The sequence below is a fragment of the Ammoniphilus sp. CFH 90114 genome, assembly GCF_004123195.1.
GTDB lineage: Bacteria > Bacillota > Bacilli > Aneurinibacillales > RAOX-1 > YIM-78166.
In genome coordinates this window covers 82,563-99,199 of sequence record NZ_SDLI01000011.1, presented here as the reverse complement: position 1 = coordinate 99,199, position 16,637 = coordinate 82,563, and the positions used below count along the sequence as shown (strand labels likewise).

The 16,637-nt window shown below is 42.4% G+C and carries 15 protein-coding genes; 7 read left to right on the top strand and 8 right to left on the bottom strand.

The window, feature by feature from the left end:
* Positions 1-1,599 (top strand): amidohydrolase, encoded by a 1,599-nt coding sequence (locus EIZ39_RS20875; RefSeq protein ID WP_129202477.1) that lies wholly within the window; start codon positions 1-3, stop codon positions 1,597-1,599.
* 33 nt (positions 1,600-1,632) lie between these two features.
* Here EIZ39_RS20875 and EIZ39_RS20870 read toward each other — a convergent pair whose 3' ends face one another.
* Both EIZ39_RS20870 and EIZ39_RS20865 read right to left on the bottom strand, forming a co-directional pair.
* Positions 1,633-2,265: a response regulator gene (locus tag EIZ39_RS20870; RefSeq protein WP_129202475.1), complete on the bottom strand. Its 633-nt coding sequence runs from the start codon at positions 2,263-2,265 to the stop codon at positions 1,633-1,635.
* Positions 2,240-3,610, bottom strand: a complete 1,371-nt coding sequence (locus EIZ39_RS20865; RefSeq protein ID WP_164985223.1) for a sensor histidine kinase — start codon at positions 3,608-3,610, stop codon at positions 2,240-2,242. The genes EIZ39_RS20870 and EIZ39_RS20865 overlap by 26 nt, the downstream gene beginning before the upstream one ends.
* Positions 3,611-3,779: 169 nt before the next feature.
* Here EIZ39_RS20865 and EIZ39_RS20860 point away from each other — a divergent pair, with 169 nt between their 5' ends.
* Positions 3,780-3,977, top strand: coding sequence for a YqaE/Pmp3 family membrane protein (locus EIZ39_RS20860; protein ID WP_129202471.1), 198 nt, complete (start codon positions 3,780-3,782; stop codon positions 3,975-3,977).
* Positions 3,978-4,183: 206 nt separating this feature from the next.
* Positions 4,184-4,342, top strand: coding sequence for a YwzD family small protein (locus EIZ39_RS26840; RefSeq protein WP_164985222.1), 159 nt, complete (start codon positions 4,184-4,186; stop codon positions 4,340-4,342).
* An 8-nt stretch (positions 4,343-4,350) separates the two neighbouring features.
* Here the strand turns inward: EIZ39_RS26840 and EIZ39_RS26835 are convergent, their stop codons facing one another.
* The 4 genes from EIZ39_RS26835 to EIZ39_RS20850 all read right to left on the bottom strand — a co-directional run bounded on the left by EIZ39_RS26835 (position 4,351) and on the right by EIZ39_RS20850 (position 7,660).
* On the bottom strand, positions 4,351-4,503 hold the full coding sequence (locus EIZ39_RS26835; RefSeq protein ID WP_164985221.1) for a hypothetical protein: 153 nt from the start codon (positions 4,501-4,503) through the stop codon (positions 4,351-4,353).
* Between the two features lie 81 nt (positions 4,504-4,584).
* Positions 4,585-4,731: a hypothetical protein gene (locus tag EIZ39_RS26830; RefSeq protein WP_164985220.1), complete on the bottom strand. Its 147-nt coding sequence runs from the start codon at positions 4,729-4,731 to the stop codon at positions 4,585-4,587.
* A 249-nt stretch (positions 4,732-4,980) separates the two neighbouring features.
* Positions 4,981-7,401 carry a M14 family metallopeptidase gene (locus tag EIZ39_RS20855; protein WP_164985219.1) on the bottom strand — a complete coding sequence of 807 codons (2,421 nt, stop codon included), beginning with the start codon at positions 7,399-7,401 and terminating at the stop codon, positions 4,981-4,983.
* Complete coding sequence (locus EIZ39_RS20850) at positions 7,376-7,660, bottom strand: hypothetical protein (RefSeq protein WP_129202467.1); 285 nt, start codon at positions 7,658-7,660, stop codon at positions 7,376-7,378. The genes EIZ39_RS20855 and EIZ39_RS20850 overlap by 26 nt, the downstream gene beginning before the upstream one ends.
* A 271-nt stretch (positions 7,661-7,931) precedes the next feature.
* Between EIZ39_RS20850 and EIZ39_RS20845 the strand changes: the two genes are divergently transcribed.
* Both EIZ39_RS20845 and EIZ39_RS20840 read left to right on the top strand, forming a co-directional pair.
* Positions 7,932-8,831: an amidase gene (locus EIZ39_RS20845; RefSeq protein ID WP_129202465.1), complete on the top strand. Its 900-nt coding sequence runs from the start codon at positions 7,932-7,934 to the stop codon at positions 8,829-8,831.
* Between the two features lie 136 nt (positions 8,832-8,967).
* Positions 8,968-11,016 carry a methyl-accepting chemotaxis protein gene (locus EIZ39_RS20840; RefSeq protein ID WP_129202463.1) on the top strand — a complete coding sequence of 683 codons (2,049 nt, stop codon included), beginning with the start codon at positions 8,968-8,970 and terminating at the stop codon, positions 11,014-11,016.
* Between the two features lie 232 nt (positions 11,017-11,248).
* On the opposite strand, the gene EIZ39_RS20835 is transcribed toward EIZ39_RS20840, so the two are convergent.
* Both EIZ39_RS20835 and EIZ39_RS20830 read right to left on the bottom strand, forming a co-directional pair.
* Positions 11,249-12,256: an NAD(P)H-dependent amine dehydrogenase family protein gene (locus EIZ39_RS20835; RefSeq protein WP_129202461.1), complete on the bottom strand. Its 1,008-nt coding sequence runs from the start codon at positions 12,254-12,256 to the stop codon at positions 11,249-11,251.
* An 87-nt stretch (positions 12,257-12,343) separates the two neighbouring features.
* Positions 12,344-13,270, bottom strand: a complete 927-nt coding sequence (locus EIZ39_RS20830) for a LysR family transcriptional regulator (RefSeq protein WP_129202459.1) — start codon at positions 13,268-13,270, stop codon at positions 12,344-12,346.
* Between the two features lie 253 nt (positions 13,271-13,523).
* On the opposite strand from EIZ39_RS20830, the gene EIZ39_RS20825 reads away from it, so the two are divergent.
* Both EIZ39_RS20825 and EIZ39_RS20820 read left to right on the top strand, forming a co-directional pair.
* A complete protein-coding gene (locus EIZ39_RS20825; protein ID WP_129202457.1) occupies positions 13,524-14,567 on the top strand; it encodes a TAXI family TRAP transporter solute-binding subunit in 1,044 nt (347 codons plus the stop codon).
* A gap of 33 nt (positions 14,568-14,600) precedes the next feature.
* Positions 14,601-16,532, top strand: a complete 1,932-nt coding sequence (locus EIZ39_RS20820) for a TRAP transporter permease (RefSeq protein ID WP_129202455.1) — start codon at positions 14,601-14,603, stop codon at positions 16,530-16,532.
* Positions 16,533-16,637: the final 105 nt, after the last annotated feature.

Below are 16,637 nucleotides of genomic sequence, written 5' to 3'. Positions count from 1 at the left end.
GTGGCTGTAACCATTTTTATAAACGGAAAAATTTATACGCAAGATCCGAATCTTCCTTTAGTCGAAGCTGTAGTTGTGAGGGATGAGCGCATTATTGACCTTGGCAGTACAAAGGACATGCTGCTTCAGTGGGGAAGTCCTAATGCCGTAACCATCGACTTGCTTAATCACCCGGTTACGCCCGGTTTGATTGATAGTCACTTGCATATTTCTAGTATTGGCTTGAAGCTGCTTCACTTGGACCTGTCCGGGTTTGGGTCAAAAGCTGAACTGTTGGCTTCCGTTAGACAAAAGGCTGAACAAACTCCTCTTGATGAGTGGGTGATAGGCAGGGGCTGGGATGAGAATCTTTTTAAGGATGGAAGTGGTTTGCCAACCATAGAAGAATTAGATGCCGCTTCCTTGGGACGTCCTCTTTTCTTGACACGCGTTTGTGGTCATGCTTTTCTAGTAAACCATAGGGCTTTAGAGATCAGTCATTATCATCCAGGCATAGAGGTGCCTTCCGGTGGAGAGATTGTGGTGGACTCGCAAACAGGTAAACCGACGGGCTTGTTTTTAGAGACGGCGTCACAATTAATTAGAAAATACATCCCAGAAACAAGTTATGACCAATTAAAGCAGGCTGTTAAACAAGCCATGGAGCTGTCCTTAGAGCTAGGATTAACTAGTGTGCATACAGAGGATCTACGTTACTTAGGTGGTTTTGAGCAGACTTACCGAATATATGATGAGCTTATTCATCAAGAGGGAGTCGGATTAAGGACGAATCTCCTTATCTATTATCCTTACTTGAAAGCATTGAAGGAAGCAGGAATGTACACAGGGTATGGAAGCCCCTATTTACAGATAGGTGCGCTAAAGATTTTTGCGGATGGTGCACTAGGGCGAAGAACCGCTTATATGTCTGTTCCATATCAAGATGACCCCAACATGGTAGGTTATCCTGTCCATGATCCTGAGGCTTTAACCGAAATTATTCGTGGGGCGAGGGAGCACCAAATGCCGATTGCTGTCCATGTCATTGGTGATAAGGCATTAGAAATAACACTTGATGGACTCGATCAGTTCGCGCCTGTTGCGTATCGTGATCGACTGATTCATACTTCCGTAATACGACCCGATTTGTTGGAGCGATTAAAGCACCCAAGCCGAATGGCTGACCTTCAACCTCGTTTTGTACCAGGGGATTTCCCATGGCTATATGATCGTTTGGGAGAAGAAAGGGCTCATTATTCTTATGTGTGGAAGACGATGATGGAAGCTGGGATCATCTGTGCAGGAGGATCGGATGCTCCTGTCGAGCCGCTAGACCCTCTACTAGGCCTTCACGCAGCGGTGACCCGTAAGGCCCCAGGTGAAGACCATCCAGGCTGGAACCCGAGCGAGAAGTTAACGATTGAGGAGGCTGTGACACTGTTTACGGTGGGTGGTGCTTACGCTACCAATGAGGAGACGGTGAAAGGAACGATCACAAGAGGGAAGTGGGCGGATATGACGGTGTATTCGAAGGACATCTTTACGTCCCACCCTGATGAGCTGCTTTCTACGAAAGTCGTGATGACGATTGTAGGTGGTAAGGTTAGGTATGAGAGGTAGCTCCTTGCATGAATGAAAGCTAAGCCGATGGGCTTAGCTTTTTGCTGTTTTCCACAAATATTGATTTTTAGGTCGCCCCACCTTACGATAATGAGGAATTACTTCCACGGCTTCTTCGTCCATTAATTGGGCGATGTAGCGATGGACGGTCGGATAGGCTAAACCAACCCCTTCTGTAATTTCCTCAATCGTTACGGGCTGAGTTTGTTCCTTGAGAAACTGGACGATCAGGTTCATCGTATTTTCGCTAATTCCCTTGGTAACCCATACCTCGCGACGCTTATTCTGTTGGTGGCGCTTCATGGAGGAAAGCTCAAGATGCAGGTTCAAACGTGAAATCAAATCAGGGGCTCGAACCGGTTTTAGCGAAAAGTCGGTGGCGCCTGCTTCAAAGAAACCTTGAACGGTTTCTTCGCGTTCATCGACGGTCAAGACAAGAATCGGTACCTGCTCGCTCATCTCTCTCAAGGCTCTTACAGTCTCAAGACCATCCATCTCCGGCATATAGTAGTCTACTAAAACCACTTCGAATTCGTCTTCATTAAACCGTTCACAAGCCTCTTTTCCATTTTCTAAAGCTAGGGAGTCGAAGCCCGCAAACTCACATATTTCTTGTAAGGTATAGCGAATCATTGGATCATCATCCACAATGAGTATTTTCGTCATGAGCTTCCCCCTTAGGTAGGATGACGGTAACCACCGTTTCCCCTTCTGTACTTCGAACCGTAAGTTTTCCTTGGTGGCCTTCAATGACCTGTCTTACGAAAGCGAGGCCCGCACCGGCTGAATCCTTGGTAGAGAAGCCTAGATCCCAGATTTTTTTGATATGTTCTTGAGAGATTCCTTTTCCATTATCAAAAATGGAAAAATGAACTTCATTCCTTGAGCGCTCCACAAGCAGCCCGACTTTCCTATTAGGAACATCTACTGTCGATTCAAAAGAGTTATTTAGTAAATTAATAAGGGTGCGAACGATTCGAGTTTTGTTGACGTAGAGGAGAGGCATCTCCCCTTTTACATCGACATCAAAAGAGCCTAGTGATCCTCCGGATCGGGTAGAACGAACCGTATCAATGATTTCGTGTACACTGACGAGTGTTCTCTTCTCTTCAAATAGAATCTCTGAAATCATACTGTTCATATGAGCGATTGACTGTTCGATCTTCTCGGAATAGGTTTCGACCTTTTTGTCCGGGGCCCTCAACTGAACAAGAGAGTTAAGCCCTCTAATAGAGGTGAGAGGGGTTTTAAGATCATGAACAAGGAAAAGAACCTCTTGACCTGAACGAGCTTGAGCCATCTTTAACTTAACCTGTTGGACCCTTAGTTTCTCTTGTTCTGTATGCTTCATCATGCGAATGAGAAGACAGGTAATCCCTGCAGACAAGAGGAGAACAAAAAACAGCAAGAGTGAGAAGAGGCTTAGTCCCGAGTCTACTCCATAAGCTTCAGCTAACTGTTTAATTCTAAGGGAGATCCGACGGGTACCAAACCCAAAGCTTGTCAGCCATTTCACCATATCTAACCATTCAATAGCTAGTAGATATTGAAATAAAATAAGAATCTTCCACCCAATACCAGGCAACTCTCTACCTATTTGATTAACAGCTATAATTCCCAGAATGAGCAGCACAGCTGAACCGCTATAATAAAAGTCATTAGGGAAGTATAGAAATAACAGACTATGAGTAATCAATAGGAAGAGTAAGGGGACAACAACAGCCAGCCAACGACGCTTGATCGAGGTTGAGATGACTTCACAGAACAAAAACAAACCCAAATAATGGGGTAATGACTGAGCGGTATTGAAAACCACAGCAAAGATAGAGGAGATGAGCAGAGGGTTGGCCATTCGCGTAACCTCTACCATCCAGACAGCATCTAGTAAACGGATATGTTCAGGTCCAAGTAGAGTGGAGAGTATAACACCAATGACAAACAGCGTTAAGGCAGCAAGAAGTAAAAAGATCTTGCGGCGTAGATAATGAAATGTTGCATGTTGATCTAGCACTAGCCTCATCCTTAAAGTAAAAAGTAATTATTGTGATGATAAAGTAATGAATGTTTTATGTCAATTGTTAACTTTCTAATTAATGATAAATTGGGCCCATCTGGTTGAAACATGGAACAACCCTCATCCGTAATACATACTAATATGAAAGGAAGGGGAGTGATCATGGATGATGTATCTCATTGCTCTTGTTCTTCCTCCGGTAGCTGTATTACTATGTGGAAAACCATTTCAGGCCATATTAAATTTGGTCTTGACGCTGTTTTTTTGGTTTCCAGGAGCCATACATGCAGTCTTCGTTGTACACGAAAAGAAAGCAGATAAACGAGCGAAAATGATTGTGGATAGTCATAAGCGATACCGATGAGGGAGGGAACATAACTGCTCAGAGATGGGCAGTTTTTTTCGTTTTAAATAAGAAAAGCATTTTGGGTTAATGGCCCAGAATGCTTTGTTCGTCTGTACTCATGTCGAATTATGGAGAATACTAATGATTGCTAGAGTGAAGTAATGAGGAATATAATATTTATTGTAGGAAAAGGAAAAAAATTGAAGGTAAACGGAGTATGACAAATGAAAACCCAAATACCGGTGCTAGATCAAAAGACCGTACAGGATATACTTATTGAAATTTATCAGAAGAGCCAAGCGGAAAACAACTTAAATACAGAGCAAATTGTACAAGACATCGTGAATCAATTGAGAGTCGCTATGATTTCGAACGCCAAGTAACAGATGGATTATCTTAGTTTCTGCATTTGATACTGATGATAGGCCACTTTTTGTTGGAGTTTTTTCTGCTCGTCCTTATCGATACAATCATGAATAAGGGTATGGTGAAAATACGCCCAGAAACGATGCCATTTATGGTGTAGGTTTGTTAACATTTCCATTAATCACGCCCCCTTTTAATATGATTATACATTGTAAGCGCTTTTAATTCCATGAGCCTTTTTTCTTAAAAACGAACTCTTCTAATCTAGTACATTGGTATTGACTCTCTCCTGATGATACATAATCTTCTTGCGAATAGTAGATCTCTCCTTTTTATCAATGCAACTATCCAGGAGCAGCTGATGAAACCCCATCCAAAATAAGTGCCACCGATCACGTAATTTCATGTATACTCCTCCTTATCGATCCCTACTTTCTATTATTTAGGTATTATTCATATCGTATAATGAAATGTCGTTCTTTGTAAAGAACGACATTTGGTGTTTTAAGTCTTTTTTTGTCATGGGAAGGAAAGTTAATACTGCAAACTTGGATGGTGTTCTTGTATAAAATTGGGTAAGGCCTGATCGATTGTCGATCAGGCCTATATTTGCAAGTTTGGGATTATATTTGCAAGTTTGCAGCCAGTACTTTACCTATTGAAATATCGCTCCCGCTAGCATTCTGTATGCGAACTGGTTATGCGCTTTGTGAGTCACGTCATTGGCAAACAAGGTGATTTGGCCATTCGTTATAGCGAGTGTTTGGCCTTTTAATCCTTCATTGCCAGGCCACCAGCCTGCAAGATAGAAGTCTTTATCTGTACTTACTTTTGCTAGTGCGCGTGCACCCTCTGGAACTTGGGTAATCCAAGATCCGGTTGCAACATAAAGAAGTTCATTGTTGTTATAAGGTCCAGTGATGACACTGTTTTGAATGATATTGGCTTTTACCAATCCTTCGTGATTTGCACGACTTCCGGCTGTTTGAGAGTATTTAAATCCAGGAAGTAGGTTTTGCTTGGTCACGTTTTCTAGTGCACTCTTACCGATACCAATATAGGCTTTGCCAGATGCTAAATCGTCCTTTTTTACCTTCCCGGCATCATCGACGATAACATCGGCATCTTTGCTAGATTTGACGAGAGTGAAGCCTAATTGTTCCAATACAAACTTCGTTTGCCCAGATCCAACATTGGCTACTTTAACTTGCTTTAGCTCTCTTGTTTTACCCAAGTTGTCGAACGGCACAACCTGGAGATAGAAAGCGTCCTTAACTGCATGAAGATCTACTGCAGAAACGACAAAGTCTCCATATTCATATCCCGTACCATTGTCTTCTGTAATGCTGACAGACTTGGCGGCATTCAGTAGTTGATTTACAGCTTTAATAGCATCGTTGTTGGTGTTCTTAATCACATAAGAAGTAGCTTGACCAGGTACAGTAGTTTGTGGCAAAACTACTTTTTCAACCTTAGAGGTTTTTCCTGCAAAAGCACCTTCCGTACGAATTTCAGCGCGGTCAAAACCACGTAAGTGGTGGAAGTTCAATACGATTTCGGCATACATTTCAGCCCAATCGGATACATCCGTTCCATTAAATAAGGCCGTATTGACAAATCCACGCAAAGCTTGATTCATCGCAACCACGTAGCTTCCAGCAGGATAAGTTACGTTTCCAACTGTTACGGCTTCAGTAGATTGCTCTACTTTTACTCCGTTGCGAAGAAGGTATTCTACCATTTTATGTGCTTCTAGTGGATTCTTTTGAAGCTTTTGATCCACTGGAAGTACATAATACTCAGGGAAAAAGTTTTGGCCTTCAACACGATCTCTTCCGATTACTTCTCTTTTCGCATTAATAAGCCATTGATCTACCTTGGTGTTATCTTCACTTGATACACCACGCTTATAGATTTCTAATTGGTTGTTAAATAGTTTTTCTTTATGATCCATGTTGTATTTGACCGCAGCAAGGCCGGTATAAACTAAAGCATGGTAAGATTCTTGATTTAGGTCCGGAATTTCTACCGTATGTCCGAGGGCCCCTAGGAACATGGAGTAGGTAGAAGTGTAAGAAGGAGTTGCATCATCAAACTTGTCTTCCCAACCTTCAAGTGGAATTAAATAGCTATCGTATTTGGTATTAGAAACACCAGCTTTACCCATGGCATGGGCTTGTTCAATCATCCCGTCCATAAGAAGATCATACTCATAGTTAGGGTTATGGGGCGGTGTACAAGGTTCAATAACAAACTCTTTGTAATAACCATGGAAATCAATCATAGAAATCGGCAGCCATTTTGACATGGTTTGGGCCATAATTTGTGTTTCGATTTGGGTTTGGTAAGCATTATCACGGTTTAAGTCGAAGTCATTAACATTACGTCGAAGGTTATGTACTCGACCATCCGGGTTCTGTGTGAAATTAAATAGGAAAATAAGATTGTCTAGTGCTTCCTCTACAGGGATCGTAATGGTTTGTTCTACCCCTTTAGCATCGGTTGTTTTATACGCTACTTCATTTTCAGTAGCAAAGAGGCGGAATAGCTCGACAATAGCATCCACACCTTGTGCTTCGTCAGGGTGGATATTATTAAACCAAACAGGAATCTTATAATCTTCTAAACTACCATCTTTTAATTTCTTTTGAAGCTCAGCAGGGTTGTCTACCTTTAAAGGAGCTATTTCGTTTAAATATTGGTCAACAGAAGCCTTATCCTTAGCTAAAACCACAAAATGCACGTCACGGTTTTCTACACTTTTTCCAATGGATTGATAACCGATATAGCGGCCATCTTTGGCCTCCGTTGTAATCTTATCAATCTCAGGCTTTAATTCATCATAGGTGAGATAGCTGTCATAGACGTTCAGTTTCATTGTGGTTGAAGCCGTCTCTTTACCGCTCCAAGCCTTCAATTCATAGTTTCCAAGTAGGGCCGGGTAGAGGACACGGACGCTTCTTGGAGATAGATCTGTTGTTCCATAAAGTAAGTCAAACTTGATCTTAGCTTGAATTTTTGTTGTTCCATTAACATACTTTGGCGCTTGGCTAAAGGTGATGACCTTTGTAATCATTGGCTTTGGCATCCCACTTTTTCCATTGCTGTAGTGGCTTTCCTCCAAAAGTCCATCTTAATTCGCTTAGCTCGATCTCCTTACCAAAGTCGAGTTCGACTTCAATCTCTCTGGTTTCCGTCATAGAGATTAAGTGGTTGCTTACTTTGAGTTCAGTGCCGGTAACGGCTTCTACCGCTTGATCCTGTGCATACCCAGCAGGTGTGAGCAATGAGAACATCAGGAGCAAGGACAGGAAGAATGTCATTCCTTTTTTCATGGTTTTTCCCCTTTTCTTTATTTTATCTATACCAAAAATAATGCAACATGGTTGAAAATATAATATTTTTTAAAATTTGTCAACGGTTTGCAAATTTCCGTGATATTTTATACATCATAAAACTGGAGTTCCCTGGTATAATTGGATAAGTAACTCAAAAACTGATAAAGGCAAACTTGTCGAGCCTAAGTGGTTTCTTGCCGTAGGGTTGCTATGCTGCCGGGATCTCCTTAATGGAAGTCCTTTGGCTCTATTTAAGGAGGCTCGATTTATGAGATGGATAAAGTATTTGTTGTTGGGTGTGCTGTTCCTTTCCATCGTATTTACAAGTACTGTCTCCAGTGTGCAGGCTACGAAGCCACAGAAAAAGCAAGGAAACGAGGAAGTTATGACATTAGCGACATGGTTGTGGCATACAGATTTAATTGAATCAGACCAGGAGCGGATCTTAACTTTTTTAGAACAAAAACAAGTAACACATCTTTACCTGCAAATCCATCCATCAGTGGCTCGAAAATCATACCAAACCTTCATACAAAAGCTATCAGCCAAGAATGTGGAAGTTCACGCTTTAAGCGGTGGGCCAGATTGGGTGCTTGCAGGGACGGAGACGGATGCTTTCTTCCAATGGGTAATGGAGTACCAGAAGGCCTCAAAGTCCAATCAAAAGTTTAAAGGGATACACTTAGATGTTGAACCCTACCTCTTACCTGGCTGGGAGAACGAGGAAGAGAGAAACGGGATAATAAAGAGCTATCAACAGTGGTTGGAGCGGAGTTATAGACAGGCCAAACAGTTGGGTTTGCCGATGGAAGTGGACATTCCGTTTTGGTTTGATGAGATTGCCTATCAGAACGAGGATGGTCAAGGGTACTTGGCTGAATGGATTATACGAAAGGTAGACGGAGTTACGATCATGGCCTACCGAGACACTGCTGAAATGATTCAGGTGATTGTCAAACAAGAAATGGAGTGGGCACGAATAGCTGGAAAAAAGGTGTTCATTGCCGTAGAAACGAATCCTTCAGTTGAAGCAGCTTCGGTTACCTTTTATGAAGAAGGGCGGCTTCATATGGACCAGCAATTAAGGATAGTAAGGGATGCTTACAAGGGAAGCTCTAGCTTTGGGGGGATGGCAGTCCATGACCTAAAGAGCTGGCTCAGCTTTTAGTATAAGAACGAAAAAGGATAGCAGATTTGCTATCTTTTTTTTGTTTAATCAAGATAAAAAAAGTAGGAATTTTTTCCTAATTGTTGTAAAATTATTAAAAACCCAATATTCAAAAAGAAAGGGGGATTAACCAGAAATGAACCGAATTATGACGAAGCTTGTCGCGTCTTTTGTGCTGTTGATCTCTGCACCGTTGATTCTAGTCGGTCTACTAAGCTATCAAAAGTCGGCTAGTATAGTAGAGAGCAACAAAGTAGAAATGGTTCAACAGCAGTTGGAACTCAAAGGGACGAATTTGGATGATATTGTACTTGGGGTTAAGAACTTATCCATGCAATTATTTATGAATGATCAGGTGCGATCAGTCCTATCTACTAACACGGTTGGCATGAGCTCTTATGATAAAATGAAGCTCGTGGGAGACGTGGAGAAGAATCTGATGGGTTTAGCTTTAAACAGTGATAGAACCGTAATGCAGGGGATCTTTCTTTTTGGGGCTAATGGAGAAGTGATTGGCAGTCAAACCGTTCCCCATGCTGTAAAGAATCAGCAGACCTATCTTCAAGAGGATTGGTACAAGCTTGGAATGCAACATGATGGAAAGGATCAATGGTTAGGGGCCCATACGACCAATTATCTTGGAAAAACAGAAGTTGTTAGTTTAATTCGCGCGGTAAAGGATGTCGGAACCCTTAAGTCTATCGGTGTAATCAAGATTGATCTCAATGTAAAAGGGTTAAAGAAAAAAATGGGTGCAGATCAAGAGGGATCTGAAACCGAGTTCATGATCCTTAACGAAGGAAAACAGAACGTTTTAAATTCGCAAATGTCTATTGATGAGGAGCTAGCTCAGTTGGCCCTTCAAGCACTTGAAAATAAAGTAGAAGAAGCAGAACCACAAGTTGTGAAACAATCTATCCAGGGTGAGGAATCCTTACTCGTTTTACAACCCATAAACCAAGTTGGATGGGTTCTTGTTACCCATCTATCGATTAGTACGCTTCTTAATCAGCTTGAAGCTATTAAGGATAACACAATGATTTATACTCTGGTTTCTATCCTTGTCGCTATCGTGATTGCCTTCTTAATTACAAGGGGAATTACAAGACCTATCCATCGACTCATGGGCGTAATGAAGCAAGTGGAAACAGGGAATTTAAATGTGCGTGTGCAAGTGACCTCTCGTGATGAAGTAGGTCAGCTATCCCTTAGCTTTAATACGATGATCGATCAGATTGGAAGTATTGTTGAAGGGGTAAAAGGGTCCAGCCGTACGCTTCAGCAATCCATGCTTTCCATTAAGAATGATGCTTCCGTCGTTCAAGAGGCTTCCGCTGAGATTACGAAGGCCATTAATGAAGTCGCAAGTGGATCTTCACATCAAGCTCAAGACATTCAAAGTGGAGCAGAGGTGGCTTCGGTTTTAGCGGATAAGATTAAAACAGTGATCGATACGGTCCAGGTGACCCATGGAGCTACGGAGGAATCTGTAAAGCATGGGAAACAAGGCCAGCAAATTGTTGAGGAGCTAACGGATAACTCTAAGCAGAGCACGGATTACCTCCACCAGGTTGTTCGAAATATAGCCGACTTAGACCAAGAATCGGAAAAGATTACCCAAATCGTTCAATTGATCACGAATATTGCAGATCAAACGAATCTATTAGCATTGAATGCTTCAATAGAAGCTGCTCGTGCGGGCGATGCTGGCCGTGGTTTTGCGGTCGTTGCCTCTGAAATTCGTAAATTAGCTGAGCAAGTTCAAACGGCATCGAAGGAAATCGGAGTTATCATTGGTTTAACAAGAGATAAGATGAAAACGGTAACGAATCAAACGGGTGAAGTTCAGGGACTTTACGAAAAACAAGAAACCATGATTGATCGTACGCAAAAGGCCTTTGAAGCGATTCAGCATAGTTTGCTAGAAAATCAGAAGAAATTGTATCAACTCAACCAAGAAGCACAGGAAATGGAAGGTCAAAAAAATGCGATTCTAGCACTCATGAAGAATATTTCCTCAATCTCTCAACAATCAGCTGCAAGCTGTGAGGAAGTGGCCTCTACGACTCTAAGTCAAAGTGAGCTTATGGGTGCCTTTATAGGACAAATTCGCTCCATGGAGATCGAGGTAATAGCTTTAATGGAGAATGTGAAGAGGTTTGAGGTGGAGGAAGAAGAGGAATAAGGAGAAGAACCGGAGGGGTAGCCTCCGGTTCTTTTGCTTTTGAGTTAGCCGGAGAAATTCCGGTTATTTTAGGTTTTGGGCGATTTTAGGTAAAATTAACGGAACAAATTTCGGCTATTCATCTAAAATGTACTCGGAATGCTGGTTTGAGCCCAAATAACGGAAAAAAATCCGCTTATTTCGGCTCTTTTTTAACGAAAAGCTGAAATAGCGGAAAAATCTCCTGTTATATTTAACCTAAATAAACGTTCCGTGGTACCCCAGCATCTACCATGGTTAATAAACCAGCTTTCTTAGTCAAACTAACAAGTTTAGCGCTGTTTAAAGCGATAGCGGCTGTAGCGGTATCACCGAAGATTCCTCCTGGGATGACTAAGTGCTTGGGTTCGCTTCCTTCAATGATGATTTCGTCCTCTTGCTTGACGCCTACTGACATGACCAGATCTAGAACGATCTCTTTCCCATCTCTAGTACGTCCACGAGATTCTTGATGAAGGCCATTTACTTGACCGGCCAGAATATCACATAAATCTACCTTATCGTTAGCTTTGGATATTGTAGGCTCAATGAAGTTAGAAACCTCCTCTAGTTCCCAATTCAAACCATAGGCAACCATACGCAGGGATTCCTCTAAACCTACATGACCAATACGATTCTCATTAGCTAATTGCTCGAACTCCTCTTTTGCCATACCAATCCCCACTTTTTTCTGTAAAGGAATTCTGCGTTTAGAAACATCAACTCGACGATTGACTTTAATACCAGACATGCTATTGGTTACTCCTGTCAGAGCCACGACCATGGTATCCATGATAAATCCTGGATTAACACCTGTACCAAGAACAGTTAGCCCTTTTTCCTTCGCATAGGCATCAATCTCAGCCGATAGCTCTGGGTAGCGATGCCATGGGTAGGAGAGCTCTTCACAAGTAGATACAACAGAATACCCTTGATCAAGGAGATCTCTCATTTGTGGCCATACTCTTTCAAGATTAGAGCCTGTAGCGTGAATAGCAACTTTAAAATCGTTACAAGCTGGGATATCTACAATGGATGATACCACGTGGCGGTCCATCTTATTATCGCTTACAAGTGTTCCAATATCTTGACCGATTTTATTTGGATCGATATCTACAGCACCGAGCACTTGGATATCTGTGGCCTGTGTGGCTCTCTTCAGGATTTCTAGACCAATAGGACCTAATCCGTAGGATACTAAGTTAAGTTTTTGATTCGACATTTTCCTTCACCATCCAGTAGATTTTTTATTGCTTTGGCAATGGTAACATCGGTAAGAATATTTTAAAAATACAACTTATTTATATATTTATAAGTTAGAGTTATAAGGACTTCCAATCTCTTTATTTTCAAGCATAGATAATATGCTTCGAACCTTAGCTGGGAGAAATTGTGAATCCTGCCAAATGACTGAGATGGAACTGGTGAATGTTTGGTCGGTTAAGGGAATGGCCTTTACATGTTGTGACTTAAGAAGTCTAACCATATCCTCGGGCATTAAAGTGATACCCAACTCGTTTTCAATCATATTTTCAATGGTCAGGATTTCTGTTCCAGCACAGATGGTTCTCGGAAGAAATCCTGCAGTTAGACATGCCCTCTCCAATAGAAAGTAAAGAGCTGGAGCTTGAATGCGGTCGTAGTGGAGAAATGGCTCATCTTTCAATAGTGTAATATCTACAGAATCACATTCCGCAAGGTAATGATTTGAATAGACGACGAGCTTAAGGGGGTGTTTGGATAGCTCAAGCCACTTTAGCCCTTGGTCTGTGATTAGACTGATATCAATGGGAGTTCGAATGAAAGCCATGTGGGATTTCTGCTGTTTTACATCCTCAATAGCTTGAGAAGAAGTGGTTTCCTGAACGTGAATTTTGACATTAGGATACTTCTTGTGTAGTGACTTAATTAAAAAAGGTAGCCAATTGCTGGCAGCAGAAGGGACGGTGGATAACCGAATGAGGGTCTGGGGAATCGATTGATGATCCATGAGTTCTTTAATTGTCTTTTCAATATTCTCAAACGAAGGAAGTAACTTTTGATAGAGGTATTCTCCTTCCTTGGTGAGCGAAACCTTTTTTGTGTTTCGGTCAAAGAGCTTCATCCCTAATTCGTTCTCTAATGTATTCATCTGTTGACTCAAACCTGGCTGAGAGATGTGCAACTCCTTTGCGGCTTTACTAAAATTAAGTGTCTCTGCGGCTTTTATAAAGTATCGAAGTCCTAATAAATTCATGGTGTCCTCCTAGGTTTTGAGTTGCAGTTATAAGCTGAGTTTATAGGTTTATAAAAAATATATATATGAAAATTAAAAAAATTTCAACCCTTATTGCCGGAATTTGTGATAATTTATTAACTAACAAAAGCTTCTGACAGCAAGAGACAAAAAACTTTGAAAGGGGTGAATGAGGTAGAGGCGGGTATCAATACCGTATAAATCTATTTTTGTGCAAATGTTTGCTTAAATAAAAATAAGGGGGAAGAAAAGGATGAAAAAGTTAAAATGGCTTTCTACAATGGTATTACCTTTGGCCTTATCTATGGTTGTAACCGCTTGCGGAGGTGGGGGGAATCAAACTGCCCCGGCGCCAGCACCTGAACCAAAACCTGCAGAAGAAGTGAAGCAAGAGCAGCCCAAAGGAGATGTGCCAAGTTCAGTAATCATTGCTACTGGAGGTACGTCAGGAACCTATTACCCGCTAGGAGGTGGAATGGCTCAGATCTTTACGGATAAAGCAGGCATTCCATCATCTGCACAGAGTACAGGTGCTTCAGTAGAAAATATGAGATTGATTAAGGATAGTCAGGTAGACTTAGCCTTCACTCAAGGAGATATTGCTGATTATGCTTCAAACGGAACAGTCATGTTTAAAGAGGGTGGCGCCATTAATAATATTAATGCCATCGCGTCTCTTTACAATGAAACGGTGCAGATTATTGTGGCTAAAGATAGTGCCATTCAAACGGTTGATGATTTGAAAGGCAAAAGAGTATCTGTAGGAGCTCCTGGTAGCGGAACCGAAGCGAATGCCATGCAAATACTAGAGCTTCATGGTTTAACCTTTGACGATTTAGGCAAGACAGATCGATTGGCTTTTGGTGAATCGGCAAGCTTCATTCAAGATGGTACGCTGGATGCGGCATTCGTTACGGCAGGAACTCCTACTGCGGCAGTTAATGAGTTGGCAGCTACCAAGGGTGTGCGCGTGATCGGCATTAGCGATGAAAAAATGAGTGAGATTATAGCGAAGTATCCTTACTATGCAAAACAAGGCATTGATGCAGGAACTTACCCTGGCTTTGACCAAGCGGTTAATACGGTAGCGGTAAAGGCTCAGTTGGTTGCGAGAGCGGAATTAGACGAAGAATTCGTTTATAAAATGACAAAGGCGTTCTATGAAAACCTTGATCAGATGAAGACGGTTCATGCGAAAGCTGGAGAAATTAAGCTAGAGGCAGCCATGGAAGGGGTAAGCTTGAAGGTTCACCCAGGAGCGGCTAAATATTTCGAAGAAAAAGGGATTAAGAAGTAGGGAGGGTTCCTTTACTAGAGAGGAATACACGAAATGAAAGAACAAAATACGCAAGAACTGCTATCAAAATATGATAAAGAATCGACCTTTAGAAATTTAAAAGGGAAAATGGGATGGCTGGTCACCATGCTAGCTGTTGGATTTTCAGTGTATCAGCTTTATGCCTCCATTTTCCCTCCACCACCTGCCCAGATTCATCGGTCTATTCACTTGGCTTTTGCCTTGGGCCTTATCTTCTTGTTGTTTCCCGCGACGAAGAATGGCGATCGGTCAAAGGTAGCGGTAACGGACGGGATTCTCTCTCTCGTCTCCGTTGGTGCAAGTCTTTATTGGCTGTTCAATTTTGAACAGATCATTCTACGGATAGGGAACTTCAATCAGGTCGATTTCATTGTCGGTGGCATCGTGATCGTTCTCGTACTTGAAGCTACGCGAAGAGTGGTAGGTGTACCTATCGTAGTGATCGCGGTTGTGTTTATGCTCTATGCTTTATACGGCAATCATCTTCCTGGGTTTTTCACTCATCGTGGAGTGTCCTTAGAACGCCTTATTGGTCACATGTATTTCACTCTAGAGGGAATCTTTGGCACACCGCTTAGTGTTTCGGCTACTTTCATCTTCTTATTTCTTTTGTTTGGTGCATTCTTGCAAAAGACAGGAGTGGGCGCCTACTTCAATGATTTAGCAATGGCTGTTTCAGGAAGAAGAATAGGCGGGCCGGCTAAAGTGGCAGTTTTCTCTAGTGCTTTACAAGGGACGATTAGCGGAAGCTCTGTAGCGAATGTAGTCACCTCGGGCTCCTTTACCATTCCGATGATGAAGCGCTTAGGGTATAAGAAGGAGTTTGCAGGCGGAGTAGAAGCTGCGGCTTCCACAGGGGGACAGCTGATGCCACCCATCATGGGTGCCGCAGCCTTCTTAATGGCTGAATTTACAGGCATTCCTTATTGGGATATCGCCAAAGCTGCAGCTATTCCCGCTGTCCTCTATTTTGCAGGGATATGGCTGATGGTTCATTTAGAAGCGAAGCGCCTTGGTTTAAGGGGACTTAGTAAAGAAGAGCTTCCCGACAAGAAGGAAGTGGCCAAAAAAGCCTACTTGCTGCTCCCGATTCTCGCGATCATTACATTTCTTATGATTGGCGTTTCTCCCGTCCGGGCAGCTTTATATGGAATCCTTACTACGATCCTAGTAGGCGCCATCCGTAAAGAGACCCGAATGAGCTTAAGGGATATAATCCAGGCCCTTGAGGATGGGGCTCGTTCGGCACTCGGTGTGGCAGCAGCTACAGCAACGGCTGGAATCATTGTTGGGGTAGTTACCCTTACAGGTGTTGGACTGAAGTTTGCCAATGGATTATTGGCACTGTCGGGTGGTGTGATCCTGCTAACCTTGTTCTTTACGATGATTGCGTCACTCGTGCTTGGAATGGGGACTCCAACGACGGCCAATTACATTATCACGGCCACCATCGCTGCTCCAGCTATTATTGCATTAGGAAAACCCGCTTTGGCTGCGCATATGTTTACCTTTTATTTTGGAATTTTGGCAGACATAACACCACCGGTGGCTCTGGCAGCTTTTGCAGCATCGGGCATCGCGAAGAGTGGTCCGATCAAGACTGGATTTAATTCGGCGAAGCTAGCTGTCGGGGCGTTCATCATTCCTTATATCTTTGTGATGTCGCCAGAATTGCTGCTTATTGATTCGACCTTTGGCCAGTCTCTATTTTTAATTGTGACGGCTTTTGCCGGGATGATTGGAGTAAGTGTAGCGCTAATCGGTTATTGGCTGACTCCATTAATGTGGTGGGAGCGAGTGATCTGTGCTGTGGCAGGTCTAACGCTTATTGTGCCGGGTATCATTACGGACACCATAGGTTTCGGTGGACTTATCCTGATGTATGGCATGCAGTGGATGCGTTCCAAAAAAGTAACAGAAGCTCCAGCGATAAATTCAAACTAAACAGGGTGGTAAAGATTGACATATAACAAATACTTATATGTTTATAACAGCTACCTATGATTGCCACTATATAAACTGTGTTAATCTTGTGATTATAACAAAAAA

Bases quoted from the DNA above. Each gene is read 5' to 3' on its own strand.
- EIZ39_RS20870 (WP_129202475.1), bottom strand. From the start codon at position 2,265: ATGACGAAAATACTCATTGTGGATGATGATCCAATGATTCGCTATACC.
- EIZ39_RS20860 (WP_129202471.1), top strand. From the start codon at position 3,780: ATGATGTATCTCATTGCTCTTGTTCTTCCTCCGGTAGCTGTATTACTA.
- EIZ39_RS26840 (WP_164985222.1), top strand. From the start codon at position 4,184: ATGAAAACCCAAATACCGGTGCTAGATCAAAAGACCGTACAGGATATA.
- EIZ39_RS26835 (WP_164985221.1), bottom strand. From the start codon at position 4,503: ATGGAAATGTTAACAAACCTACACCATAAATGGCATCGTTTCTGGGCG.
- EIZ39_RS26830 (WP_164985220.1), bottom strand. From the start codon at position 4,731: ATGAAATTACGTGATCGGTGGCACTTATTTTGGATGGGGTTTCATCAG.
- EIZ39_RS20855 (WP_164985219.1), bottom strand. From the start codon at position 7,401: ATGATTACAAAGGTCATCACCTTTAGCCAAGCGCCAAAGTATGTTAAT.
- EIZ39_RS20850 (WP_129202467.1), bottom strand. From the start codon at position 7,660: ATGAAAAAAGGAATGACATTCTTCCTGTCCTTGCTCCTGATGTTCTCA.
- EIZ39_RS20845 (WP_129202465.1), top strand. From the start codon at position 7,932: ATGAGATGGATAAAGTATTTGTTGTTGGGTGTGCTGTTCCTTTCCATC.
- EIZ39_RS20840 (WP_129202463.1), top strand. From the start codon at position 8,968: ATGAACCGAATTATGACGAAGCTTGTCGCGTCTTTTGTGCTGTTGATC.
- EIZ39_RS20835 (WP_129202461.1), bottom strand. From the start codon at position 12,256: ATGTCGAATCAAAAACTTAACTTAGTATCCTACGGATTAGGTCCTATT.
- EIZ39_RS20830 (WP_129202459.1), bottom strand. From the start codon at position 13,270: ATGAATTTATTAGGACTTCGATACTTTATAAAAGCCGCAGAGACACTT.
- EIZ39_RS20825 (WP_129202457.1), top strand. From the start codon at position 13,524: ATGAAAAAGTTAAAATGGCTTTCTACAATGGTATTACCTTTGGCCTTA.
- EIZ39_RS20820 (WP_129202455.1), top strand. From the start codon at position 14,601: ATGAAAGAACAAAATACGCAAGAACTGCTATCAAAATATGATAAAGAA.